22 protein-coding genes and 1 pseudogene are annotated in these 23795 nt (G+C 56.7%); 11 read left to right on the top strand and 12 right to left on the bottom strand.

Annotated features, from left to right (window positions below; translation table 11 throughout):
* The 7 genes from fliL to fliF form a co-directional block, all read right to left on the bottom strand.
* Positions 1 to 507, bottom strand: coding sequence for a flagellar basal body-associated protein FliL (fliL, locus tag ACQG1Y_RS17805; protein ID WP_032669358.1), 507 nt, complete (start codon positions 505 to 507; stop codon positions 1 to 3).
* Between the two features lie 127 nt (positions 508 to 634).
* Entirely contained in the window at positions 635 to 1696 is a 1062-nt protein-coding gene (locus ACQG1Y_RS17810) for a flagellar hook-length control protein FliK (RefSeq protein WP_032649231.1), read from the bottom strand.
* Positions 1693 to 2124, bottom strand: coding sequence for a flagellar export protein FliJ (gene fliJ / locus ACQG1Y_RS17815; protein WP_144428054.1), 432 nt, complete (start codon positions 2122 to 2124; stop codon positions 1693 to 1695). Before fliJ ends, ACQG1Y_RS17810 begins: the two co-directional genes overlap by 4 nt.
* A gap of 21 nt (positions 2125 to 2145) precedes the next feature.
* Positions 2146 to 3519 (bottom strand): flagellar protein export ATPase FliI, encoded by a 1374-nt coding sequence (gene fliI / locus ACQG1Y_RS17820; protein WP_017692818.1) that lies wholly within the window; start codon positions 3517 to 3519, stop codon positions 2146 to 2148.
* Complete coding sequence (locus tag ACQG1Y_RS17825; protein WP_017692817.1) at positions 3516 to 4220, bottom strand: flagellar assembly protein FliH; 705 nt, start codon at positions 4218 to 4220, stop codon at positions 3516 to 3518. Before ACQG1Y_RS17825 ends, fliI begins: the two co-directional genes overlap by 4 nt.
* On the bottom strand, positions 4207 to 5193 hold the full coding sequence (gene fliG / locus ACQG1Y_RS17830) for a flagellar motor switch protein FliG (RefSeq protein ID WP_015571619.1): 987 nt from the start codon (positions 5191 to 5193) through the stop codon (positions 4207 to 4209). The genes ACQG1Y_RS17825 and fliG overlap by 14 nt, the downstream gene beginning before the upstream one ends.
* Positions 5190 to 6860: a flagellar basal-body MS-ring/collar protein FliF gene (gene fliF / locus ACQG1Y_RS17835; protein WP_032669355.1), complete on the bottom strand. Its 1671-nt coding sequence runs from the start codon at positions 6858 to 6860 to the stop codon at positions 5190 to 5192. Before fliF ends, fliG begins: the two co-directional genes overlap by 4 nt.
* 264 nt (positions 6861 to 7124) lie before the next feature.
* Here fliF and fliE point away from each other — a divergent pair, with 264 nt between their 5' ends.
* The 8 genes from fliE to ACQG1Y_RS17875 are packed head-to-tail and all read left to right on the top strand — an operon-like array spanning position 7125 to position 14072.
* The gene (gene fliE, locus ACQG1Y_RS17840; protein WP_020480519.1) at positions 7125 to 7448 is read left to right on the top strand and encodes a flagellar hook-basal body complex protein FliE; all 324 of its coding nucleotides are present in this window, start codon (positions 7125 to 7127) and stop codon (positions 7446 to 7448) included.
* Between the two features lie 15 nt (positions 7449 to 7463).
* Entirely contained in the window at positions 7464 to 8318 is an 855-nt protein-coding gene (locus ACQG1Y_RS17845; protein ID WP_015571622.1) for a CheR family methyltransferase, read from the top strand.
* Positions 8315 to 9376, top strand: coding sequence for a chemotaxis response regulator protein-glutamate methylesterase (locus ACQG1Y_RS17850; RefSeq protein ID WP_368740749.1), 1062 nt, complete (start codon positions 8315 to 8317; stop codon positions 9374 to 9376). The genes ACQG1Y_RS17845 and ACQG1Y_RS17850 overlap by 4 nt, the downstream gene beginning before the upstream one ends.
* Positions 9366 to 9752 carry a chemotaxis response regulator CheY gene (cheY, locus tag ACQG1Y_RS17855; RefSeq protein ID WP_015571623.1) on the top strand — a complete coding sequence of 129 codons (387 nt, stop codon included), beginning with the start codon at positions 9366 to 9368 and terminating at the stop codon, positions 9750 to 9752. Before ACQG1Y_RS17850 ends, cheY begins: the two co-directional genes overlap by 11 nt.
* A 5-nt stretch (positions 9753 to 9757) precedes the next feature.
* Complete coding sequence (gene cheZ / locus ACQG1Y_RS17860; protein ID WP_015571624.1) at positions 9758 to 10399, top strand: protein phosphatase CheZ; 642 nt, start codon at positions 9758 to 9760, stop codon at positions 10397 to 10399.
* 18 nt (positions 10400 to 10417) lie between these two features.
* Entirely contained in the window at positions 10418 to 11563 is a 1146-nt protein-coding gene (flhB, locus tag ACQG1Y_RS17865; RefSeq protein WP_063134906.1) for a flagellar biosynthesis protein FlhB, read from the top strand.
* Positions 11563 to 13656 carry a flagellar biosynthesis protein FlhA gene (gene flhA / locus ACQG1Y_RS17870; protein WP_032654696.1) on the top strand — a complete coding sequence of 698 codons (2094 nt, stop codon included), beginning with the start codon at positions 11563 to 11565 and terminating at the stop codon, positions 13654 to 13656. Before flhB ends, flhA begins: the two co-directional genes overlap by 1 nt.
* The gene (locus ACQG1Y_RS17875; RefSeq protein WP_370533558.1) at positions 13653 to 14072 is read left to right on the top strand and encodes a flagellar protein FlhE; all 420 of its coding nucleotides are present in this window, start codon (positions 13653 to 13655) and stop codon (positions 14070 to 14072) included. The genes flhA and ACQG1Y_RS17875 overlap by 4 nt, the downstream gene beginning before the upstream one ends.
* Here ACQG1Y_RS17875 and ACQG1Y_RS17880 read toward each other — a convergent pair.
* The 5 genes from ACQG1Y_RS17880 to ACQG1Y_RS17900 form a co-directional block, all read right to left on the bottom strand.
* Positions 14069 to 15439 carry an amidase gene (locus ACQG1Y_RS17880; protein WP_015571627.1) on the bottom strand — a complete coding sequence of 457 codons (1371 nt, stop codon included), beginning with the start codon at positions 15437 to 15439 and terminating at the stop codon, positions 14069 to 14071. The genes ACQG1Y_RS17875 and ACQG1Y_RS17880 overlap by 4 nt on opposite strands.
* Positions 15440 to 15492: 53 nt before the next feature.
* Positions 15493 to 16788 carry a histidinol dehydrogenase gene (gene hisD / locus ACQG1Y_RS17885; protein WP_368740750.1) on the bottom strand — a complete coding sequence of 432 codons (1296 nt, stop codon included), beginning with the start codon at positions 16786 to 16788 and terminating at the stop codon, positions 15493 to 15495.
* The gene (locus ACQG1Y_RS17890) at positions 16789 to 17931 is read right to left on the bottom strand and encodes an ester cyclase (protein ID WP_063134903.1); all 1143 of its coding nucleotides are present in this window, start codon (positions 17929 to 17931) and stop codon (positions 16789 to 16791) included.
* 105 nt (positions 17932 to 18036) lie between these two features.
* Positions 18037 to 19008 carry a nuclear transport factor 2 family protein gene (locus tag ACQG1Y_RS17895; protein ID WP_015571630.1) on the bottom strand — a complete coding sequence of 324 codons (972 nt, stop codon included), beginning with the start codon at positions 19006 to 19008 and terminating at the stop codon, positions 18037 to 18039.
* The gene (locus ACQG1Y_RS17900) at positions 19005 to 20075 is read right to left on the bottom strand and encodes a LacI family DNA-binding transcriptional regulator (protein WP_003862277.1); all 1071 of its coding nucleotides are present in this window, start codon (positions 20073 to 20075) and stop codon (positions 19005 to 19007) included. Before ACQG1Y_RS17900 ends, ACQG1Y_RS17895 begins: the two co-directional genes overlap by 4 nt.
* A gap of 308 nt (positions 20076 to 20383) precedes the next feature.
* On the opposite strand from ACQG1Y_RS17900, the gene ACQG1Y_RS17905 reads away from it, so the two are divergent.
* The 3 genes and pseudogenes from ACQG1Y_RS17905 (at position 20384) to ACQG1Y_RS17915 (ending at position 23787) form a co-directional block, all read left to right on the top strand.
* Positions 20384 to 21622 (top strand): MFS transporter, encoded by a 1239-nt coding sequence (locus tag ACQG1Y_RS17905; protein ID WP_023295299.1) that lies wholly within the window; start codon positions 20384 to 20386, stop codon positions 21620 to 21622.
* A 75-nt stretch (positions 21623 to 21697) separates the two neighbouring features.
* A pseudogene (gene hisD, locus ACQG1Y_RS17910) lies at positions 21698 to 23019 on the top strand (histidinol dehydrogenase).
* A 3-nt stretch (positions 23020 to 23022) separates the two neighbouring features.
* A complete protein-coding gene (locus ACQG1Y_RS17915) occupies positions 23023 to 23787 on the top strand; it encodes an SDR family NAD(P)-dependent oxidoreductase (RefSeq protein WP_033487539.1) in 765 nt (254 codons plus the stop codon).
* The last annotated feature ends 8 nt before the right edge of the window (positions 23788 to 23795 follow it).

Below are 23795 nucleotides of genomic sequence, written 5' to 3' on the forward strand. Positions count from 1 at the left end.
TTACCGCAGAATAAATTCATTAATCAAAACGTCAGTGACGTTAATCTTTTTGTTGAACGCCAGCGGTTTTTTAAGCTCATTATTGATGTTGCTAATCAGCTGGCGTTTACCTTCATCCGTTGAGAGCGTTTCATACGTTTGCTGAGAAAGCAGCATAAACAATCGGCTGCGATATTCCGGCAGGAATTTCTCAAGCACCTGTACGGACGACGTATCGCCAAGTCGTACGGACAGACCAATGTAGAGCACGCGATCCGACTCGTGCTGTGTCGGGGTCAGGCTAACGGTAAAGGTATTCATCGACACGTATAACGGTTCAACTTGCTGTACCGCCGGGGCTTCGTGCTCACTTCTCGAATTGTTGTCCGTCTGCACGTGTGCATATTTCATCGACCAGAACAGATAGCCTGAAAAACCGCAGGCTGCGAGGGCAATCAGAAACATTAGTATTAACAGAAGCGAGCGCGACCCTCCGCGAGCCGCAGCATTTTTATTTTTGTTACCCATTACGTAAACCCAATAAAATAAGAGAGGCAGCAACCTGCCCCTCGATAAATACGGCGGACATTGTAGTCCATTTAATCAGCAGAATAATCAGGAGATAAAATTTCATTCCTGTCGGCAATTCAGCAATTCAGGCAAAAGTGTTAATGCCGTATATATTTCCTTGCGTCGATGTTAATAATTCCGCCACAGTGTCTTCATCCACGAACACGTTATCTGCGCCTTGAGCGGTATGCTGCTCTCCGGAAGGATGACGTCCCTGCTCGCCACCGCCAGTATGTGGTCGATCGGGGCTCACGCTCGCCTGGCCCAACTGAAGCCCGGTTTCCGCTAAAGCCGCCCGCAGGTGCGGTAGAGCAGTCTCCATCATCTGCCGCACCTGGGCATGTTCGCTGACGATATGGATCTGCGCCTGGTCCTGCTGCACGCGCAAAGAGATATGCAATGAGCCCAGCTCCTGAGGATGCAGGCGGATCTCCGCATTGTGCAAATTGTCGCGGCTGAACAGGGCAATATGTTGGCTCACCGACTGTTTCCATTCGGGCGACTCCAGCGGATAACGGACGTTGACCACCTGCTGTGAGACAGGCTGACTGACCAGTCGCGCCGTTGATGGCTCCATCACGACGCTCTGAACCGTGGGATCGCACGTAGCGTGCTGCGATGCGTCTCCCTGATGAGCCGTTAAGCCTGGCATCACGGCGCTGGCGTCCGGGGCTTTCCCCCCTAACGCCTGTGCCTGCATCTGGAGAGGGGTATCTTCGCGTCGGGCGGGCTTCAGCTTAATATCGTCAACAGGGATCGTTAAAGGCGCCTTTTCGCCAGCTACCTCTTCACGTGGCAGAGTCGCATCAGCAAGGGTCGAAGCCTCTGTAGCGCCCCTCGCCTGGCGGGTGACTATTTGCTGAAGCTGCCACTGCGGGCTTTCATCACCGGGAGAGGCGCTGATTCTGACCTCCGCCAGCGTGTCGTCACTCTCCCCCGGCTCAGCTACCGGCGGCAAAACCGGCTGCGGAAGAGGGTATCCTTCATGACTCAACAGCTGCGCCGGAACGTCCAGCCCAGGTAACAACAGTCCCATCTGCGCCAACCTGTCGTCGAGCGTGAGAGCAAAATCCTCGCCGATGAGTTTTCCTTTGCCTGCTCTCGTCGGCGCTCCGCCGGACAGCAGAGCCGTAATATCAATATTCATAGCCTTTCTCTTTTCTGTCCGGCACGCTGGGCGAATTCGTCCATCATTTTTTGCTCCTGGCGGCTCTGTGCCATAGCCAGTGCCGCTTCGCGGCGATCGATGAGCGTCTCAAACGCATTAAGGCGCTGCTTTTTCTGTAGCCACTTCTCTTTGACCCGATCCACGGCTTGTTCGCAGGTGGAAACATGTGATTCGTGCTGCTTCACCACCTGGTTAAGTGACAAAATGAAAGACTGTTGATTAACCAGATCCGCCATCGACATACCGCTGCCCAGCAGGCCCTGACGCAAAGATTGCTGGTACTCGCGCTCATAGTGCTGAAGCTGTTCATGCTGGGCCACAGCTGCCATAAGCGTCTGCCGGACGCTGCCGAGGGCGCGAGTGGTCTCCGTAAGCTTTTCCTGAGCCATGTCACGCAGCATGACCATTGGATTATTCACTTTCACGTTTTATCCCGCCTGTTCAACGATGTCTGGGAAAAGTTGGCTCAGTGCGGCAATAGCCTCGTCGTAACCGCTCCGCTCGTGTATTGCCTGATGCAGAAAGGCTTCCAGCGCAGGATACTGGTCTATCGCTCTGTCGAGCAGCGGATCGCTGCCCTTCACGTAAGCGCCTACGCTGACCAGATCCCGGTTACGCTGATAGGTCGACAACAGCTGCTTAAAACGCTGAACCTTGCGGTACTGGACATGCGGAATTAGCTCCGTCATCGCGCGGCTAATAGAGGCTTCAATATCAATAGCAGGATAATGGCCCGCCTCAGCCAGGCGACGAGAAAGCACGATATGGCCATCGAGGATCGCGCGCGCCGAATCGGCGATCGGATCCTGCTGATCGTCCCCTTCGGTCAGAACCGTATAAAAGGCGGTTATCGATCCGCCGCCGCGCATACCGTTACCCGCACGCTCTACCAGTGCGGGCAGACGCGCGAAGACGGACGGTGGATAACCTTTCGTTGCCGGCGGTTCACCGATAGCCAGCGCCACTTCACGCTGCGCCATGGCATAGCGCGTAAGAGAGTCCATTATCAGCAGGACATTCATCCCACGATCGCGGTAATCCTCAGCAATTCGGGTGGCGTAAACCGCACCCTGCATACGCAGGATCGGTGAGACGTCAGCAGGTGCGGCGATCACGACCGCGCGTGAGAGCCCCTCTTCGCCAAGAATGTTCTCGATAAAATCTTTTACTTCACGTCCGCGCTCGCCAATCAGCCCGACGACGATGACGTCGGCGGTGGTGAAACGGGCCATCATGCCGAGCAGCACCGACTTACCGACGCCCGAGCCGGCAAAAAGGCCCATACGCTGTCCCCTGCCAACCGTCAGCAGGCCATTTATTGCCCTCACGCCCACATCGAGCACGGACTTGATGGGATCGCGGTGAAGCGGGTTAAACGAGGGGGTAAACAGGCCGGCTACGGGTTTTCCCGCCGGTGGACGACCATCCAGGGGGCGGCCCTGAGCGTCAAGCACGCGCCCCAGCAGGTGTAACCCCACCGGCAGCTGTTTACCCGCTCCCTTATCGGCCTCTGGCGCGTACACGCGCGCGCCGGGAAGAATACCGTCAACATGTTCAAGCGGCATAAGATAGAGCGTCTGACCGTTAAACCCGACCACCTCACACTCGACCGGTAAAATAGCCTGCCCGGTCTGACGTTCAACAATGCACAACGCGCCTATCGGCAGCTTCAGGCCAACGGCCTCCATCACCAGCCCGGTAGCACGCGTCAGCTTGCCGTACTGACGAAAGCGCGGGAGCTCTCCGAGCTTCTCTTCCACCCGATCCATGACCGAGAGCCAGTTTTTTAACTGCTGGCTCATTGGGACAATTCCTCTCGGGCGAGCTGACAGAGAGACTGCCAGCGCGTTTCCATGGTGGCGTCATACTCCACGTCCGGCGTGACCACACGACATCCCCCTGCGGCCAATTGGGGATCGCTTTGTAAGGACCACCCCATTGAGGAGAGCGTCTCACCGATCGCCTGGGAGACCATGGGCAGATCCTGCGGGTTCACATGCAGTTCTGTCGGGCCGTTGAGCAGGGTATCCTGCTTCATTAACTGGCGGATCTGCGCAAGCAGAGCATGGTTATCCGCCACGCTCAGGGTGCCGTACAGCTGCTGTACCGCCGTCAGCGCCAGCTGAACCAGACGTCCGGGAATAAGGCTATCGAGATTCGAAAGCGCAAGCTTGCACTGCGTCACCCATTCTCCAGCCTGGAGCAGTAAAGCCTGCCGTTCGTCACGAGCCTGTTCCAGCCCCTGCGCCAGACCCGCCTCACGCCCCTCCTTCAGCCCGGCCTCATAGCCTTCGCGACGGCCTTCCTCTTTGCCTTGCGCCAATCCCTGAGCAATACCCTGCTGCTCAGCCTGCTTACGCAGGCGTGCCAGCTCGGCCTTAAACTGCGCGTCAGAATGGCCGGTATCCTGCGTCTGCAACGGTACTTCAACCGTTTCGTTTAACAGATCCTCAGGCTGCCAGCTGCGCCACTGAGCGGCGCTATTGGCATCAAACGTAGGCATCGTCGCTGCCTCCAATGATGATTTCCCCTGTCTCCGCAAGGCGACGAACGATGTTCAGAATAGTCTTCTGCTCGGCTTCCACCTGTGACAAACGAACCGGGCCGCGCGATGCCAGATCTTCGGTCATCAGATCCGACTGACGGCGCGACATGTTACGGAAGAACTTGGCCCGCAGCGCTTCGTCTGCTCCTTTGAGGGCGATGATAAGGGTTTCACTTTCCACCTCCTGCAACAGACGCTGAATGCTGCGATCCTCGACATCCACCAGGTTTTCGAACAAGAACATTTCGTCGATAATTTTCTGTGCCAGCTCACTGTCGAAATCGCGAACCGCCTCAATGGCGGCCTCTTCCTGCTGGGATTTCATCAGGTTTAAAATCTCCGCAGCCGGGCGCACCCCACCCATTTTGCTGCGCTTAAGATTCTGACCGTGGAGCAGGCCGTTGAGTACCTCCGTCAGTTCCTGCAACGCGGCGGGCTGAACCCCGCCGAAGGTGGCGATACGCAGCATAATGTCGTTACGTTCACGATCGTCGAATTTGCTCAGGACGTCCGCCGCCTGGTTACGCTTTAAGTGGACCAGGATCGTGGCGATAATTTGCGGGTGTTCTTCACGAATCAGATCGAATACCGCCAGCGGATCCATAAAGTTGAGCGTTTCGATCCCGTTTCCACCCTGGTGGGTATCCAGCAAATCCTCAAGCAGCGTTGACGCACGCTCTTCACCCAGCGCCTTGACCAGCACGCTGCGCAGATACTCGTTCGTGTTAAGGCTCAGCGCGGCATACTCGCTTGAGTCATTTTTAAAGTCGCGCAGCACGGAGGCCATTTGATCGTGGGTAAACCCCGCCATGTTGACCATAGAACTGCTGATGGTCTTCACCTCATGCGCGTTTAGGTGCTTAAAGACTTCGGCGGCCAGGACGTCGCCCAGCGTCAACATAACGATGGCGCTTTTCTCTGCGGCATTCATGATTTGAGCTCCTGATTCATCCACTGACGAATAACCAGCGCAATAACCCGCGGCTCTTGTTCCGCCAGTTCGCGCAGCTGCTGACTGTTAAGTTCCGTATCCACACGCTGCTGAGCGCGGTCACGCGCATCCTTTTCGGACGCTTTCTTGCGGGCGGCCAGCTCTTCCTGACGCGCCTCTTTTTCCATTTCCATGCGGCGCAGGCTGGTTTCCTGATGGCGGATCCAGGCCGGATGAACAAGCTTACGCCACATAACCCAGGCGATAATCGCAATAACCAGATAACGCGCAATCGCCATCATCAACTGATAAAACTTATCCTGTTTCCAGAATGGCGGGAGTTCCTCTTCCTCAACCCCGTTAAACGGCGAGTTCAAAATATTGACGCTATCGCCGCGTGAGGCCGTATAGCCGACAGCCTCCTTAACCAGAGCATTAATACGGTTCAGTTCAGCCTCACTCAGCGGACCCGGCTTGCCCTCAGCGCCTTGCGGCAGATGGTTTATCACCACCGCGACTGAAAGACGATCGATGCGCCCCATGGCATTTTTAATGTGGGTTAGCGTGCGATCGACCTCAAAATTGGTGGTCTCATCGTTGTGATTGTTGTAGGGCTGTGAACGGTCATTTCCGGTACCAGCGGTACTGGTTTGAGCGGCAGGCTTGTTAAGCGGCTGCGTAAGTGGCGCAGTGGCAGGCGCTGGCGGCTGATTCGTCAGCGCGCCCGGTACGCCGCCATTGCCGCGTCCATTACCCTGCTCGGACTGGCTCGTCTGGCGGCTTCGAATCACCATTTTTTGCGGATCGGCGTTGGGCTGATACTGCTCCTGCGTCTGCTCCTGCTGGGTAAAATCAATCTGCGCCGTGACCTGGGCGCGAATATTTTTGCTGCCCACCAGCGGCGCCAGGATTCGCTGGATGCGCTGCTGGTAATCACTTTCGATCTCACTGGTGTACTTCAGCTGTGACGTTTGCAGGCCGCGCAAACCACTTTGGGTGAGCAGCTCACCCCGCTGATCGACGATAGTGACATTTTCTGCCGTCAGCCCCGTCACGGCGCTGGAAATCAGATGGGTAATGGCAATGACCTGTCCTTCATCCAGGGTACGCCCCTGAATCAGGTTGACGGTAACGGAAGCCGTTGGCTGTTTTTGCTCACGCACAAACATCGTCTGCTTGGGTGTGGCAAGATGAACGCGCGCCGATCTGATCGGCCCCAGGTTTTCAATAGTACGCGCCAGCTCTCCCTCAAGCGCCCGCTGATAATTAACCTGTTCGCTAAACTGGCTAATACCAAACTTTTCCTTATCCAGCAGTTCAAACCCTACGGAGCCGCCTTTTGGCAACCCCTGTTGGGCCAGCTTCATACGCACTTCATGGACCTGCCCTTCAGGAACCAGAATAGCGCCACCCGGCGCGTCGATGCGGTAAGGGACATTCATCTGCGACAGCTGGGCAACAATGGCCCCACCGTCTTCATCACTGATATTGCTAAACAACACGCGATAGCCTGGCTCTTTTGCCCAGAACATAAGCGCAATTAATACCGATACGGCAGCCGCGGCGCAAATGACCAGCGATAGCTTCGGGCTGGCGCGAAGCCATGACAGAGCCGATTTAATTCGGTCAGCCGGATTATTCGTTAAATCATTTAATGTGGCACTCATGCCGTGATCCTGTAAGAAATAGCACGCACAATAATGCGCGTCAGCGCCTGTGATATCGCAGGGCTGATAACGACGATTTCAAATTAAGAGAAATTTTCAGGCGGGCATTATCGTCTGAAAGGCCGATTTTTTAAGGATAAATAAGCTTAAAGTAATGTTCGCTTATTGGATTTTATGGCCATTTTGCCTACGTGTTAAACTATCAACGTTTAAAAGATATGTAATAAATGTGTGCTTTTCCCTTATTAATTCAGGAAGTCAACAATGTCAGCAACTTTAATGCGTGGCGTACTCGATCAAATTAACACTCAGTCACAGCAAATAGCCGGCATGAGCCGAAACCAGCCTGCCGCGCTGAAAAACACGCCGTCGTTCTCTGACATTTTATTCAACAGTATCAATGAAATTAATGAAACTCAGGTTAACGCGAAAGAAATGACGCAGCAGTGGATGTCTGGCAGTAGCGATATTGGATTAAATGACGTAATGCTGGCAATGCAGAAGTCCTCAATTTCTTTTAGCTTCGGTGTGCAAGCGCGCAATAAAATGCTCAGTGCCTACCAGGAAATCATGAATACCCCGGTATAAGGCCTCGCCCTGTCTATGAGTGAATTTAAAGACATTCCCGTGCGCTTATCGCCAAATAAGCTTACGTTATCCGATTCTGAATTACAGCGTATTGGGCAACTGATCTATCGCCGCGCCGGGATTGTAGTCAACGCACAAAAACGAGAGATGATTTTTAATCGTTTATCACGGCGGCTACGGGCGCTGGGGATTGACACATTTCTTGAGTACATCAGCATTCTGGAATCCCACAGCGAGCATCCGGAATGGCAGAACTTTGTCAACGCGCTGACAACCAATCTGACCTCTTTCTTTCGCGAAACCTACCACTTCCCGGTGCTCGCAGAACACGCCCGTCAGCGGCCCAACGGCTACCGCGTCTGGTGTACCGCCGCTTCCACCGGGGAAGAACCTTGCTCCATCGCCATGACGCTGGACGAGACTCTGGGGAGCGCGACGGGAGGGCCACGCGTCTGGGCCTCTGACATCGATACCGAGGTGCTGGCCAAAGCGGAGGCAGGGGTATACCGCATGTCCGACCTACACTCGCTGACCCTGGTGCAAAAACGCCACTATTTTTTGCGCGGCTCGGGTGAGAACAGCGATCGGGTGAAGGTAAAGCCAGAACTGCTGGCCGCTATTCACTATCAGCGGCTCAATTTGCTGGACAACAGCTGGCCGCTGCCCGGACCGTTTGACGCCATCTTTTGCCGCAACGTGATGATCTATTTCGATGCGCCGACGCAGAAGCGTCTGCTTGAGCGCTTTGCCCGCATGCTGAAGCCAGACGGCCTGCTGTTTGTTGGTCACTCTGAACATTTTAATCATCCGCACATTCCACTCAGGCTTCGCGGCCAGTCGGTGTATGAACTTACGGAGGCCTTACGGTGAAACGGATACGGGTGCTGACAGTTGATGATTCTGCGCTCATGCGCAACATCCTGAGCGCAGTGATCAATCAACAGCCAGATATGGAGATGGTCGGCACCGCGCCAGACCCGCTGATCGCACGCGAGATGATTAAGCAGTTGAACCCCGACGTGCTGACGCTGGATATCGACATGCCGAAAATGGATGGGCTGGAGTTTCTCTCCCGTTTGATGCGCCTTCGTCCAATGCCGGTGGTGATGATCTCCTCGATGACCACCCGAGGCTCGAAGGCGACAATGGCCGCGCTGGAACACGGCGCCGTCGATTTTTTGGCCAAACCCGATCAGCGTATCGCCGGAAATCTGGAACTGTGGGGTGTGCAGGTCGCAGAGAAGATCCGCATTGCCGCGAAGGCAAAACTGGGACGTCAGGCTGAAGTGGCCTGGCCGATACTGCGGGGCATTACCGTGGATCCGCAAAGCATTGTGGCGATTGGCTCCTCGACCGGCGGGACGGAGGCGCTGCGCCAGGTATTAACGCCGCTGCCAGCCAGCGTCCCCGGCATCGTCATCGCCCAGCATATGCCTGCTGGATTTACCCGCTCCTTCGCCCAGCGTCTTGATTCACTTTGCCAGATAAAGGTGCATGAAGCGGATGACGGCGATCCGGTACTTCCGGGTACGGCATTGATCGCCCCCGGCGACAAGCATATGGAGATCGTCCGTCACGGAAAAGGGTACGCCGTCAGGCTGACCGACGCGCCCCCCGTCAACCGTCATCGCCCGTCTGTAGACGTTCTCTTTAACTCCGTTGCACAACTGGTGGGCGCACATGCCAGCGCCGCCATCCTTACCGGAATGGGAGCCGACGGCGCACGTGGGTTGCTGGCGTTGCGGGAGTCGGGCGCGTTTACCCTCGCTCAGAGCGAAGCGAGCTGCGTGGTGTTCGGTATGCCTCGCGAAGCGATTGCCCTTGGCGCTGCCCGAGAAATCGTCGATCTCAATAAAATTAGCCAGCGTCTGCTGGAAAGTTTCAGCCATAAACCACGACGTTCAGGAGAGAACACACATGTCGGATAAAAACCTGCGTTTTTTGGTGGTGGACGATTTTGCCACCATGAGACGTATCGTACGTAACCTGCTTCAGGATCTGGGCTATTCAAATATTGAAGAGGCGGAAGATGGCCAGGACGCGCTGAACAAGCTGCGCGCCGGTGAGTTTGATTTCGTTGTGAGCGACTGGAATATGCCCAACCTTGATGGCCTTGAGCTGCTGAAAACCATTCGCCTCGACCCGGCGATGTCAAAGCTGCCGGTACTGATGGTTACTGCGGAAGCAAAGCGCGAAAACATTATCGCCGCCGCGCAGGCGGGTGCCAACGGTTACATCGTTAAACCGTTTACTGCCGCCACGCTGGAAGAAAAGCTTGGCAAAATTTTTGAAAAACTCGGGTGAATACTATGACCACTCAGCCTGGCGAGATCGCGGAACCGCCAAAGGATCTCTTTTTGCGTATCGGTCAATTAACCCGGCTGCTGCGCGACAGTATGGCAAATCTTGGCCTGGAGCAGGCCATTAAAGAAGTCGCGGACGCGTTCCCCAACACGCGTGACCGTCTCAACTACGTTGTTGGCAAAACGTCTCAGGCCGCCGATCGCGCGCTGACGGCCGTCGAGGTGGCACGACCGCTCCAGGAAAGATTAGGTGAAAATGCCGGTAAGCTTACTGAACGGTGGGACGCCTGGTTTGAAGAGCCACAGCCGCTTGACGAGGCGCGAGAACTGGTGAAAGAGACACGTACCTTTCTGCTGGACGTGCCGGCCACCGCTCAGCAAACCAACCAGCAGCTCACCGAAATAATGATGGCGCAAGACTTCCAGGATCTCACCGGCCAGGTGCTGCAAAGCCTGATGCAGGTGATTCAGACCGTCGAAACCGAGCTGATCAGCGTGCTGGTTGAAAACATGCGCGAACGTGACGCGGGTATCGAACAGAGCGGTGACGCCCATCTCAAGAACGGCCCGCAGATTGATACCAGCGTCGCCGGGATTGTCGCCTCTCAGGAACAGGTGGATGACCTGCTGGAGTCGCTGGGCTTTTGATGACCCCAGGCCAACACTATGTCTGAAGAGAGCGAGAGCGACAAAACAGAAGACCCCACACCCCACCGAAAACAGAAAGCGCGGGAGGAAGGTCAGGTTCCGCGTTCACGCGAGCTGACCACCCTTGCCATGCTTCTGGTGGGCTGGGGGCTTATCGTCGGCGCAGGTAGCCATCTGGCGACGCAGCTTGAATCTATTCTGCACAACGGGCTGACCTTTGATCGACTGCTGATCCACGACCCGCAGAATATGTTACATCGTGCAGCCTCGCTGTTGAGCATGGCTTTTCTCGCCATTCTGCCCTTCGCCGGCGGGCTGTACGTGACCGCAATAACGGCACCGTCGATTATCGGCGGCCTGAACGCAAGCAGTAAGGCGCTAAAGGTTAATCTTAAAAAACTTAATCCCGTCACCGGTATCAAGCGTCTTTTCTCTGCCCAAATGGTATCAGAGATGATCAAAAGCATCCTCAAGGTGCTGTTGGCCGCCACGGGGGGAGGACTGTTTTTACTGCTCAATAAAAGCAGGTTCATCAATCTAATGTATGAACCGTTGGGCGGCGCGCTAAACGACATCAGCAACCTGCTGATTGGCTGCATGCTGTACGTGATTTTGTCACTGATCCCCATGGTGGCCTTCGACGTGATTTATCAGCTCTGGAGCAACTTTAAGAAGCTGAGAATGAGCCGCCAGGAGATAAAGGATGAATTTAAAAACCAGGAAGGTGACCCGCACATTAAGGGTCGCGTCAGGCAGATTCAGCGCCAGATGGCACAAAGCCGCATGATGGCCGAGGTGCCCACCGCCGATGTGGTCGTCAACAACCCGACCCACTATTCCGTGGCGCTGAAGTACCAGGAAGGCACCATGGGCGCACCGATCGTCGTCGCAAGCGGCAGTGGACTTATTGCCCTGCGCATCCGCGAGATGGCTGAAGAAAATCGGGTTCCGATGCTGGAAGCGCCACCGCTGGCGCGTGCGCTTTACCGGCACTGCGAGCCGGGTCAGCCGGTGCCCGGTGAATTATATAACGCTGTTGCCGAAGTCCTGGCCTGGGTATATAGCCTGCGCCGGTGGCGTAAAGGCTTTGGCTTGCGCCCAACAGAACCTAAAGATTTGCCGGTTCCCCCGGCGCTCGATTTTGCACAAGAGAGTAAAGAGTAATGGCTAATATCGCCACCAAATTACGTTTGCCCGGCATCAAGGAGACCCAGTGGCAGGTACTGGCCGGTCCAGTCCTGATCATGACGATCCTTGCGATGATGATCCTGCCGCTGCCAACCTTCGTGTTGGACTTGCTGTTTACCTTTAATATTGTACTGGCGATCATGATCCTTCTGGTCGCCATGTTTACCCAGAATACGCTGGAGTTTTCCGCCTTCCCGACGGTACTGCTCTTCTCAACGCTGCTTCGCCTGGCGCTAAACGTCGCCTCAACGCGCGTTATCCTGATGCACGGCCATAACGGCGCTGACGCCGCGGGCCAGGTCATCGAAGCGTTCGGCCACTTCCTGGTAGGCGGCAACTTTGCCATCGGCATTGTCGTTTTTATCATATTGATAATTATAAACTTTATGGTCATCACCAAGGGGGCCGGGCGTATTGCAGAAGTGGGCGCTCGCTTTACCCTTGACGGTATGCCCGGTAAACAAATGGCAATCGATGCCGACCTGAACGCCGGTCTGATCGGCGAGGAGGAGGCCAAACGCCGTCGAAAAGAGGTGACTCAGGAGGCAGATTTTTACGGCTCCATGGACGGTGCGAGCAAATTTGTGCGTGGCGATGCCATCGCAGGCCTGCTGATCATGGCAATAAACATTATCGGTGGCCTGATTATCGGCGTAATGCAGCATGATATGAGCCTCAGCGCAGCGGGAGAAGCCTACACGCTGTTGACCATCGGTGACGGCCTGGTTGCGCAGATCCCTGGTCTTGTGATCTCCACCGCGGCAGGTGTCGTTGTAACGCGTGTGGTCAACGAGCAGGACGTAGGCGAGCAGATGGTCGGCCAGCTGTTTACCTCGCCTCGCGTGCTTGCCCTCTCTGCGGCCGTAATTGGTTTGCTGGGGCTAATCCCAGGCATGCCCAATCTGGTCTTTTTACTCTTTACCTCCTCACTTTTAGGCATTGCATGGTGGCTGCGGGGCCAGGAAGGTAAGGCGAAAAAAACGGGCGCCGCCCCCTCCGCCCCTACCCGAGCTGAAGCTGACGTGGCGCAGGTTAATGAAGCGACATGGTCTGACGTACAGATGGAAGATGTACTGGGGCTGGAGGTTGGCTATCGACTGATCCCTATGGTCGATCATGAACAGCAGGGCCAGCTGTTAACCCGCGTACGGGGTATTCGTAAGAAGTTCGCGCAGCAGATGGGCTTTCTGCCGCCAGCAGTTCATATTCGCGATAATCTCGACCTGCCGCCGACTCACTATCGTATTCTGCTAAAAGGGGTGACGATTGGTAAAGGCGAGGTCCAGCCCGATCGCTGGATGGCGATCGATCCAGGCTGTGCTGAGGGAGAAGTGCCCGGTACGCCCTGTAAAGAACCAACCTTTGGACTTCCCGCTCTATGGATCGATGAAGTCCATCGCGAGCTGGCGCAGACGCTGGGCTATACCGTAGTCGATCCATGTTCCGTCGTCGCTACGCACCTGAACCACCTTATCAGCACCCACACGGACGAACTTTTCGGTCGCCAGGAGGCGCAGCAGCTGCTTGACCAGCTCACCAAACAGTCGCCGAAGCTGATAGAGGATTTGATCCCCGGGGTAATCAGCCTGACCACGCTGCACAAAGTACTGCAAAATCTGCTCTCCGAGCGCGTGCCGATCCGCGATATGCGGACCATCATCGACACGCTGGCTGAGTATGCCACTCCTCAGTCTGACGCTGACGAGTTGACGGCCCGCGTGCGCGCTCGCCTCTCCCGGGCGATTACGCAGCAGTGGTTCCCTGGCGACGACGATATCCAAATAATCGGCCTTGATATGTCACTTGAGCAGTTGCTGGTACAGGCAACCCAGAGCGGAAGCGCTATCGAGCCGGGAATTGCCGAGAATTTAATGAAACAGACCGAGCAGGCGTTGCAGCATCAGGAAGCGCTGGGTGCGCCGCCGGTTCTGCTGGTGAACCCGGCGCTGCGTTTGATGCTGTCCCGCTATCTTCGTCGCATCTTCCCTCAGCTTGCAGTGCTCTCCAGCCAGGAGATAAACACTCAGCGCAACGTGAGAATGACGTATCTCATTGGAGGTAAATCGTGATAAGAGCCGCCTTGCTTGTTCTGCTGCTTGCGCCACCGGCGTTTGCTGCGGACGGTTCATGGAGCAGCCATAGTTTTGGCGGCACGCTGTCGCGCGGCAAGCAGGTACTGAAAAGTCGTCCAGTTCAGCCCGCCGCCCCCCTTCCGAAAGGGGTTACGCCGACGCATCTGCTGTGGAAGATTACACCGGACGGCCCCACGCCGCCGGGCTTTCGCATTCGCGTCTGTAGCAGCCTGCGCTGTCTGATGCTCAGGGAACTGGCGGGCGAAATCCCGTTGCCAGCGGGTTTCCCGGCCGCGGGCCCCTTTCGCTTTGAGTATCAGTCGGTAGCGCGCGGCGAAATGACGCCGCCGCTGACAATACTGAAAAATGAAATCACAATAAGGTATCGCGGCAAGGGGCCATCGGCGCCTTAAGAGAGGTTCTGACAAACGGTACCGCTCTGGCGATATCCTGCCTTAAACCTCAGCACCTCATTTATCCCGCCCAGCGCCCCCTCACATGCCAGCGCCAGCGTCATCAGCATCGTCTCATCCTCCTGCGCCGATAACATCTCCATCCCTACCGGCAGCCCGATACGGCTTACGCCACAGGGCAACGTAATGGCAGGCAGGCCGCTGATGGCGGCCAGTTCCGGCGCGCAGCCTGGCGGCATCTTCGCCATACTTTCTGGTAATCGTTGTACGGTGGGATACACAAATCCGTCGATGCGCTGCACCTCCGCCACCTGGCAAAGGTTCTGCCGCAACAGGCGCTGAAAGCGACGCCCCGCCAGCCAGAGCGGGGTTTTCAGCGTGTTACTCGCCAGCATCTGACGTAGAAACGGCGCAAACTCTGGCAGGAAAGCGCCGGAGTCCACAATGCTTGTCAGTCCGGAGGGAGCGCCAGGCTGTTTGCTAAGCCAGTCGTCAATCGCCACGCGAAATTCATACAGACTGAGGCAGGTGGCCTGCCTCACCTCTTCAAGGAAGGGGAGTGAAACCTCCACCAGCGTCGCTCCGGCACGGCGCAACGTGTGCAGCGCCGACTGCCAGACCTCCAGCTGTACCTCATCCTCTCCCTGTAACGCGGTCACCACGCCAAAGCGAACGCCTTTCAGCGAACGCACAGGAAGCGCAACCGGCGGCAGGCCATGGATCACCGCATGCAGCAAGGCGGCATCCTCAACGCTATGTACCATTGGCCCAACGGTATCTTTGCTGGGCGAGAGCGGCGCCACGCCGTCCAGCTGTGAACGGCGAAAGGCAGGCCGTAGCCCCACCAGCCCGGTATAGCTACAGGGAATGCGGATAGAGCCGCCGGTATCGGTACCCAATGCGCCATCCGCCATTCCAGCCGCCACCGCCGCGGCGCATCCTCCGCTGGAACCTCCGGCGGTGAGTGTCGGGCAAAGTGGATTCGCCACATCACCCCCCAGCGAGCTACGCGAGCGCACATCGAACGCGAACTCGGACATATTGGCCCTGGCAAGAATAATCGCCCCCGCTCTGCGCAATCGCTGCACGACCCGAGCATCCGCTGTCGCGTTAAGTGAGGCCAGCGCACGGCAGCCAAGGGTGATCGGCATCGGCGCGCAGGCAATATTATCTTTGACGATCAGCGGCACGCCGTGCAGGGGGCCGATCGGCTCTCCACGCCGACGCTGCTGCTGATGCTGTTCCGCCTGAGACATGGCGTCAGGGTTAACCCCGAGGATCGCGTTGAGCGCCCGGTGCTGCTGTATGACGTCGAGACGGCGGGCAATTTCCTCCGGACAGTCGTCTGGCGGTATCAGGCGCTTCATAGTCTCAGGCTCCCCGTGCTGAAAACCGGGCAGAAGGCTGCCCGGGATACGTTTTAGTCCCGCATGCCGGTAGTAATGGCATCAATGTCCTGCGGACGCAGACGAATTTCCGCCGCCCGTCGGTGCCCCTGCATCCCCTCGGTACGGCTCTGGCGGATCGCCGGTTCTGCGATTGCCGGGATACCCTGCTCGTCAATCCACTGATGGGTACAGATTTTGACGTATGCCCCTACCCACAGACCGCCGGTATAGCGTGCCGCCGCCATCGTCGGTAACGTATGGTTGGTGCCGCAGCATTTATCGGAGAACACCACGCTGGCGTTCTGACCAATAAACAGCGAGCCATAGTTGCGGATCTTCGCTGCCGTCGCGTGCGGATCGCGGGTATGCACCTGCAAATGCTCCGTCGCCATATGGTCAGCAAACGCAATCAGCTGCGCTTCATCTTCGCAGAGCACAATCTCACCCTGCCGACGCCACGCCTCGCCCGCCGTGGCGGCCGTTGGCAGAGTCGCAAGCTGACGCTCAACCTCAGCCAGGGTACGCTCAGCGATATCCCGGCTGGTTGTCGCCAGCCCGATGCGGGTATGAATATCGTGCTCTGCCTGCGCCAGCATATCGGCGGCCAGAATGCGCGGATCGGCGCTGTCGTCGGCGATAGTGAAAATCTCGCTCGGCCCGGCGAGGGCATCAATGCCGACTCGACCAAACACCTGGCGTTTCGCTTCGTTAACGAAGGCGTTGCCTGGCCCAACGATTTTGTCCACCGACGGGATGCTCTCCGTTCCCCAGGCCATAGCCGCAATGGCCTGCGCGCCGCCAACTTTGAAAATGCGGTGCGCGCCCGCCAGATGGCAAACGGCAATCATCGCCGGATGGGCGCCCGGGGGCAGACAGGCGATAATCTGTTCACAGCCCGCCACCGTCGCAGGAACAATCGACATCACGGGTGCGGAGAGAATCGGATACCGTCCGCCCGGCACGTAGCAGCCCACCGTCTGCACCGGGATGATCCGGTGACCGAGATGCACGCCAGGCAGCGTCTCTACCTCCAGCGGCAGCATGGTCGCCAGCTGCGCCTGCGCAAAACGACGCACCTGATTAATGGCAAACTCACTGTCGCGGCGCGTCTGGGCATCCATCCCCTCCAGTGCTTCGGCAATCTCCTGCTCGCTCACCTCAAACTGCGCTGGTACGACATGATCAAACTGCTGCGAAAAGGCTCTTAGCGCCGTATCGCCCTCGGCTTTCACGCGCTCGATAATGGCGCTGACCTTCTCCGTCAGGGAACGATCGGCCTGCGCATCCTGCCCCTGCGGACGCTTAATCCAGCTCACCTGATTTAACATTTACGCGTCCTCCATCTGGCCGAGTTTGATCTGCGCCAGCAGCGCCAGATGGTCATAAACCACCCACTCATCAACAATTTTTCCGTTGACGATGTGGTAGTGCGACATGCCCATCACGAACAGTCGTTCTCCGGACGGCTTGCCGAGTTCGCCGTAACCCAGGTGATGTCCTTCGATAATCCAGCGTACGGCCACTTTGACGCCGCCTTCATCGCACGGGTTGGAACAAATATGCTGCGGCAGCCACGCGCCGTCAGGGATCATCCCCACCAGCGCCAGCGTCTGATGGGTTACCGCCGCGGTGCCGTACAGCTCTTTCATCAGCGGACCGTGCCACTGTACGTTAGGCGCATACACTTCTTTGATCTTGCCAAACATCCGGCGGTTGTAGATCTCATGCAGCCAGCGCAGGCACTGCTCCTCCGTATCGGTGTGCGCAATGGAAACATCGCACTCCATCTCCGGCGGATATTGCCCCAGCATGCGGCCGTTTTCGCCGATGTCCATCACGCGGAAGCCTTTATCGAACTGCTCCTTTGCCATATTAAATGCGATTTGATCGGTATTCAGGCCAAGCTGTTTCATCAGTGACATATTGTCGCTGACCACCCACTCCCGATAAATTTTATTCTCGTGGATCATGCAATCCGCCACGGTACGCGTCACAAACGTACGGTTCGTCGGTTTGCCTAAATGGCTGTACTGGGTATGCCGCCCGCTTCCCGTCACCAGGTGAGAGGTATAAAAACCGTCAACATCATTTCCGTTCCAGATAACCTGAGTTGCCATTCCGCGCCGTTCCGGGAAGGCAATTAAGCGTTGCAGCGTATCCTGCACCACCTGTTCGCGGTTATAGAGTGTCCCCAGCGCGTTATACAGCACGCAGTTATGGGTATAGTGAGAATAAATTAAGCCGACATCGCGCTCGTCCCATATTTTATGGGTGCAGCGAACGATATAATCGACAATATCGGTATAGCAGTCATCAAAGCCGCGTAATGATTGCACGCGCGGTCTTTTTTCCGGTACCAGATCGACAAAATCACGACGCTCCACCTGTAATACAGGTTCCTCTTTCAGCGATTTCACGCTGCTTTTTTCGGGTACGGCTGGTGCTTTATTTGTTGCTTCGGTGGAAGACATATAAACTCCTGCTCTGTTTTCAGACAATAAGAACCCGCACCCGTAAGTGAGGGTGAATTAAACACGGTTATTTTTTGCAGCCGGAATAAGGGGGCTGCCGCCCCATTAATTAAATATTTGCGACCAAATCGCTAATTCATCGATCCCCAGATATTCACGGAAAATTAAACCATCACGTAATTCAAGCTGGCTGATACCGGTAATTGATATGGGTTTACGGGTCGGCGCACCAAATTTGCCGTAACCGTCATGCCAGGTTAACAACGACCAGCGCAATGAAAGTCGAATCGGCTCATTAGGATCTTTACGCACAATCAGGTGATGAAGCTGCGTTTCGCTGTCGGCAAATGAAGCGCGATAACCGGAAAGCTGTGCGCCAATTTCCTGTTCGCCGGTGCAGAGGCAGTGCCCCGGCGCGTACAGCGTCGCCGCCGGGTGATAGAGACCGGGCACCACGCCGCTGTTACCGCCCGCCCACATCGTTAAGTAGCGCTCAACGACCCCGGCCAGCGCCCCTTCAACGTCGTCGCCCTCAGGCCCACCCGCCCAGCGGGCGTCAAGCGTCTCAGCAGACACAGATTCCAGCCCAAGCTGCTGGCGCATGGTCGCCAGGTTAAAAGCAAAGTCGCGGACATCCAGCCCCAGTTGCGCCACAATCGCGGCACGATCCTGAAGCAGCCACTCCTGGCGTACGGCACCATCAACACAGATGCGATCGGCCCAGGTGCGGACCCAGACATTTTTCCCGGTCGGCGGGCCAAAAAATCCCTCCCCCTGGTGCTGAATGCGGGCTACGGTACGCTGCGCCGCATAGTACTCGTCCCCCGGGTTCTGGCTGCACAGAATATCCTCCGTCAGCACCGCTCGCTGCGGGAAGCTGTGCATCGCCTCAAGCGTCAGGCGCATAAACTGGGAAAGCTCATGCAGCTGTTTTTCGGGGGTAGTGAAAACCACCGGCGTGGCGTAAAAATCCGCCAGCTGGCCGATATCTTTCTGCTCCCACACCACGTGCGTCAGCGTCAAAATGAACTGCTGGATAGAGTCGAATTGAGGGCTGAAGCCCCGTAATCTGGTCATGTGCGCTCCTTAGACTGGAATAGCGTTAAACCATTGGTTTCGATAACGCCGCTGCGTGGGCGACGCGCCGAGTGGCGTATCACCAGCGTACCGGGCACCGTAATCTGTTCAGGCTCTATGGTTCCGCTGTCAATTTGCTTCATTAACAGTTCCACCGTGGCATCCACCATCGCGCCGACCGGCTGCGACGCCGAGGTCAACGCATAAGAGGGCCAGCCGGAAGGGCCGATGTCGTCATAGCCGACAACGGAGACCTCCTCCGGAATGCGCAAACCAAACTCATAGCGCGCCACATCCATTACCGTGACGGCCATATGATCGTTGGCGACAAAGACCGCATCCGGCGCTGGCGACGTCGAAAACAGGGTATAGGCTGCCCGGGTGGTTTGCTGAGCGTCGTAATTCCCGTGCACCACCCGGACATCGGTGATGCCATGTTCTTCCAGCGTGGAAATGAACCCGCGCTGGCGGGCGATATTGACCGGGGAATCGGCCACGCCGCCCACGTAGGCAAAACGCTTGTGCTCCCCCGCCAGCAGAAACTCGGCAATCTGCCGCGCGGCCGCTTCGTTATTACTGTTGACGCTGGAGGCCATGCCACTCTCTTCGCTGCGGTTAAACAGCACTACCGGGATCCCGGCGGCAAGGCACTCCTCGGATAACTCCAGCGACAGCGTCACCGAGGCCAGCACAATGCCATCCACCCGGTACTGCATAATCTGGTCAAAAATACGGTCTACGTTACCTTCCCGATCGCCAACGAACAGCAGCAGGTGATAGTTCAGCGTATCCAGCTTTTGCGCCAGCGCCTCCAGCACCTGCGAGTAAAAGGGGTTATCAAAGTAAGAAATGACGACACCGATAATGCGCGAACGAGCCGTGTTGAGCGAACGGGCGATCGCATTCGGGCGATAGCCCAGCTCGCGCGCTGCCTTCAGCACTTTTTCACGCGTTGCCGGTGAAATGCTGGCCCCCGGCGTGAACGTTCGCGACACCGCAGATTGCGATACCCCCGCCAGCTGAGCGACCTGTTGGGATGTGACTGCTGCAAAAGTCTTACGTTTCATTACCCCTGATTCCTTATCAACGTCCTGCCCATTTGCGCGTGCTTCAAACGCCTCAGCAAGTGGGTGTTTTTTATACTTACACCACCTTTGCATGCGTATGCAACACAAAAAATTAAAATTCTCACAACAAGATCGAGATCACTTTACAAATGTGAAACCTTTTCGTAACTTCAAATCTTGAATACGTATGCAAAGAGTTTTCATACCGTCAATGGTACCGGAGAGAACAGGAGTCGCCCAAAGGATTGAACCGGTAAACGTCGTCCCTGACTGGTTATAACCCATTAATTCTTAAGAGGTTCAAAACCATGTTTCAAGCACTGTTACGCCGTCGGGAAGCCCGGCTCTTTTTCATCATCAGCATCCTGTTCTTTATCTGCATTCATAGCATTGATGCATTCCTGGCCCCCATGATGATCAACCAGGGCATTGAGCCACAGATCATGGGCATCATCATGGGCGCGTCCGGTCTGGCAACCCTTCTGATACGCTTCCCGTTAGGCATTATTTCCGACGTGGTTAAAAGCCGCAGGATCTTCATCCAGATTGGCCTGCTGCTGCCAATTATCGCCTGGCCGATTGCCTGGCTTGAACCCAACGCCATTACGCTGTATCTGGCGAAAGCGGCAGACGGTGTCACGGCGGCGACCTGGGTGCTGTACAACATCCTGTTCATGCGTTACTTCGGTCGCAACGAAGCGCCTGCCGCCGTCGCGCTGCTGGCGCTGGCAGGGCCCATCGGCGTGTTTCTCGGTAACTGTATTGGCGCGGTGCTGATTCACTATTTCGCCAATAACATCGCCTTTTTTGTCTCCTGCATCTCCGCCCTGGTGGCGTTATTCCTGACGACCCGCATTCAGGACGTGCACGACCCGGTTCAGGCCCCCACGCTTAAAGCCTGCATTACCGGCGCGCGCCAGCAGCTGGCCGACCGTTCCGTCTGGCTGATTGGCATCCTGGCGACCGTCGTCATTCTGGTGCCCTTCGCCACCCGCGACACGCTGACGCCGGTCTATGCCGAGCAGCTTGGCGCCCGGGCGGGGATCCTCGCGCTGCTGGGTAACATTCACCTTCTTTTTTACGGGCTGGCCATCGCCCTGTGCAGCTCGGTGTTTTATCAGCGCCTTGGGCTGGTAAAAACCGCCGTGCTCGGCATCGTTTTACAGGTGATTTCCACTTTCGGCATTCCCTTTACCAGCAATATCTATGTGATTTACCTGTGGCAGGCGCTGGCGGGGTTCTCGTTCGGTATGGCCTTTGCCGCATTCATGTCGCTCAGCGTAGTGAATACCTCGTCTGATGAACAATCCACGCGAATGGGACTATTCCAGACCATTTATTCCTGCGGCATGTTTGTCGGGCCGGTAATGATGGGAGTAATGATGCAACATATTAACCTGTCGTCCGGTTATATATTGATTGCCGCCCTTTCCGTTGTGGCCGCTATTGCCACGCCGCTGTCCGCTCGATGGGTATATGCCCGTAAAACGCAAACCTCAGCCCAATTATTAAAAAACGGTGCGTACGCTGCCGCGCCGGATCAATAACTCTTTCTGAAGTAAACCCCCTTTCCCGGCTCGCCGGGAGGACAACTGACATCTGAAAAAGGTAAGGAGAAGCGAGTGTCCTGGAAATTAAAAACCGGTAAATCTACCGAAGAGCGCCAGCAAGCCAACCAGCAAATAAGGGAAACGGTTGAACAAATACTTGCGGATATTGAAAAACGCGGAAATAAAGCCATTCGCGAATTATCCATTAAATTCGATCGTTATGACCGTCAGGATTATCGTCTGACGTCCGCGGAGATTGACCGCTGCATAAAACAGTTAAGCCGCCAGGATATTCAGGATATTGAATTTGCCCAACAGCAGGTGGCGAATTTTGCCCGCGCGCAGAAAGAATGTCTGCGGGACCTGGAAATTGAAACGCGTCCCGGGGTGATCCTCGGACATAAAAATATTCCGATTAACGCCGTAGGATGTTACGTGCCTGGCGGAAAATATCCCCTGCTCGCCTCCGCGCACATGTCGATCATCACTGCCAGCGTGGCGGGGTGTTCAAGAATCATCAGCTGTGCCCCACCGTTTAACGGTCAGCCCGCCCCGGCGATTGTCGCGGCGCAAAAAATGGCTGGCGCAACGGAATCTATGCCCTTGGCGGCATTCAGGCGATAGGCGCCATGGCGCTGGGCACGGACTCGCTGGCACCGGTCGACATGCTGGTCGGGCCCGGTAACGCCTTCGTCGCGGAGGCCAAACGCCAGCTGTTCGGCCGGGTAGGTATCGATCTGTTTGCCGGTCCGACGGAAACGCTGGTGATTGCCGATGACACTGTTGACGCGGAAATGTGCGCCACGGACCTGCTGGGCCAGGCCGAACACGGCGTCACCACCCCTGCCATCCTGCTGACGAACTCGCTTCAACTTGCCAAAGAGACGCTCAGCGAAGTGGAACGGCTGCTGGAAAAGCTCCCTACCGCCGACATTGCCCGCCAGTCGTGGCAGGACTACGGGGAAATCATCGTCTGCGACAGCCACGAAGAGATGCTGCTGGAGGCAGATCGTATCGCTTCCGAACATGTTCAGGTGATGACCGACCGGGACGACTGGTTCCTGGCTAACCTGACCAATTACGGCGCGCTGTTCCTTGGACCGCGTACTAACGTAGCCTACGGCGATAAGGTGATCGGCACCAACCACACCCTGCCCACGCAGAAAGCCGCACGTTATACCGGCGGCCTGTGGGTGGGCAAGTTCATGAAAACCTGCACCTTCCAGAAAGTCCTCAGCGACGAAGCCACTGCCGAAATCGGCAGCTATTGTTCCCGTCTGTCGCTGCTGGAAGGGTTCGCCGGACATGCCGAGCAGGCCAATATTCGCGTGCGCCGTTATGGCCAGACGGAAGTTCCCTACGCCACACCGGCCCCGGTCAGGGAAAAGGTGTAAGCCATGACGCTTTTGCAAACGCCCTCTTTCACCCTGCACGGCAAACGCGCGCTGGTGACCGGCGGGTCAAGAGGGATTGGCTTCGCAGCCGCCGTCGCCCTCGCACAGGCGGGAGCAGAGGTATGGATCGCCGCCCGGGGCCGCGAGGCGCTGGCGCATGCCACAGGTCTGGCAGCGGAACACAGTCTCGCATTTCACCCGCTGGAACTGGATATTACCGACACTCAGGAGGTGGCGCGTGTGCTGGCGACGTTGCCCACGCCCGACATTCTGGTGAACAGTGCCGGGCTGGCCCGCCACCAGCCGTTTCTTAAGGTGAACGAGGAAAATTTCGATGCGGTGATGGCGCTTAACCTGCGCGCCACCTTTTTTATCAGCCAGCATGTGGCGCGCAGAATGCGGGTGGACGGTAAGGGGGGATCGATTATTCACATCTCATCGCAAATGGGACACGTTGGTGGCCCCGAGCGTAGCGTGTACTGTGCCTCCAAATTCGCGCTTGAAGGGTTAACCCGAACGATGGCGCTGGAGCTGGGCGATGCGGGGATCCGTGTCAATACGCTGTGCCCGACCTTCATTGAAACCGACCTGACGCGTTCGTCGCTCGCCGACCCGGCATTTCGCCGCTATGTGCTGGACAACATCAAACTGCGCCGGCCAGGCAGGCTGGAGGACATTATGGGGCCGGTAGTGTTCCTCGCCTCTGAGGCCGCCGGGCTGATCACCGGCAGCGCCCTGATGGTTGACGGCGGCTGGACGGCTACGTAAGGGATGCA

The sequence above is a fragment of the Enterobacter cloacae complex sp. 397G4 genome, from assembly GCF_050031515.1.
Classification (GTDB): Bacteria; Pseudomonadota; Gammaproteobacteria; order Enterobacterales; family Enterobacteriaceae; genus Enterobacter; species Enterobacter hormaechei_C.

Excerpts from the sequence above, each read along its gene's own strand:
- fliL (WP_032669358.1), bottom strand. The coding sequence starts at position 507 with ATGGGTAACAAAAATAAAAATGCTGCGGCTCGCGGAGGGTCGCGCTCG.
- ACQG1Y_RS17810 (WP_032649231.1), bottom strand. The coding sequence starts at position 1,696 with ATGAATATTGATATTACGGCTCTGCTGTCCGGCGGAGCGCCGACGAGA.
- fliJ (WP_144428054.1), bottom strand. The coding sequence starts at position 2,124 with ATGGTCATGCTGCGTGACATGGCTCAGGAAAAGCTTACGGAGACCACT.
- fliI (WP_017692818.1), bottom strand. The coding sequence starts at position 3,519 with ATGAGCCAGCAGTTAAAAAACTGGCTCTCGGTCATGGATCGGGTGGAA.
- ACQG1Y_RS17825 (WP_017692817.1), bottom strand. The coding sequence starts at position 4,220 with ATGCCTACGTTTGATGCCAATAGCGCCGCTCAGTGGCGCAGCTGGCAG.
- fliG (WP_015571619.1), bottom strand. The coding sequence starts at position 5,193 with ATGAATGCCGCAGAGAAAAGCGCCATCGTTATGTTGACGCTGGGCGAC.
- fliF (WP_032669355.1), bottom strand. The coding sequence starts at position 6,860 with ATGAGTGCCACATTAAATGATTTAACGAATAATCCGGCTGACCGAATT.
- fliE (WP_020480519.1), top strand. The coding sequence starts at position 7,125 with ATGTCAGCAACTTTAATGCGTGGCGTACTCGATCAAATTAACACTCAG.
- ACQG1Y_RS17845 (WP_015571622.1), top strand. The coding sequence starts at position 7,464 with ATGAGTGAATTTAAAGACATTCCCGTGCGCTTATCGCCAAATAAGCTT.
- cheY (WP_015571623.1), top strand. The coding sequence starts at position 9,366 with ATGTCGGATAAAAACCTGCGTTTTTTGGTGGTGGACGATTTTGCCACC.
- cheZ (WP_015571624.1), top strand. The coding sequence starts at position 9,758 with ATGACCACTCAGCCTGGCGAGATCGCGGAACCGCCAAAGGATCTCTTT.
- flhB (WP_063134906.1), top strand. The coding sequence starts at position 10,418 with ATGTCTGAAGAGAGCGAGAGCGACAAAACAGAAGACCCCACACCCCAC.
- flhA (WP_032654696.1), top strand. The coding sequence starts at position 11,563 with ATGGCTAATATCGCCACCAAATTACGTTTGCCCGGCATCAAGGAGACC.
- ACQG1Y_RS17880 (WP_015571627.1), bottom strand. The coding sequence starts at position 15,439 with ATGAAGCGCCTGATACCGCCAGACGACTGTCCGGAGGAAATTGCCCGC.
- hisD (WP_368740750.1), bottom strand. The coding sequence starts at position 16,788 with ATGTTAAATCAGGTGAGCTGGATTAAGCGTCCGCAGGGGCAGGATGCG.
- ACQG1Y_RS17890 (WP_063134903.1), bottom strand. The coding sequence starts at position 17,931 with ATGTCTTCCACCGAAGCAACAAATAAAGCACCAGCCGTACCCGAAAAA.
- ACQG1Y_RS17895 (WP_015571630.1), bottom strand. The coding sequence starts at position 19,008 with ATGACCAGATTACGGGGCTTCAGCCCTCAATTCGACTCTATCCAGCAG.
- ACQG1Y_RS17900 (WP_003862277.1), bottom strand. The coding sequence starts at position 20,075 with ATGAAACGTAAGACTTTTGCAGCAGTCACATCCCAACAGGTCGCTCAG.
- ACQG1Y_RS17905 (WP_023295299.1), top strand. The coding sequence starts at position 20,384 with ATGTTTCAAGCACTGTTACGCCGTCGGGAAGCCCGGCTCTTTTTCATC.
- ACQG1Y_RS17915 (WP_033487539.1), top strand. The coding sequence starts at position 23,023 with ATGACGCTTTTGCAAACGCCCTCTTTCACCCTGCACGGCAAACGCGCG.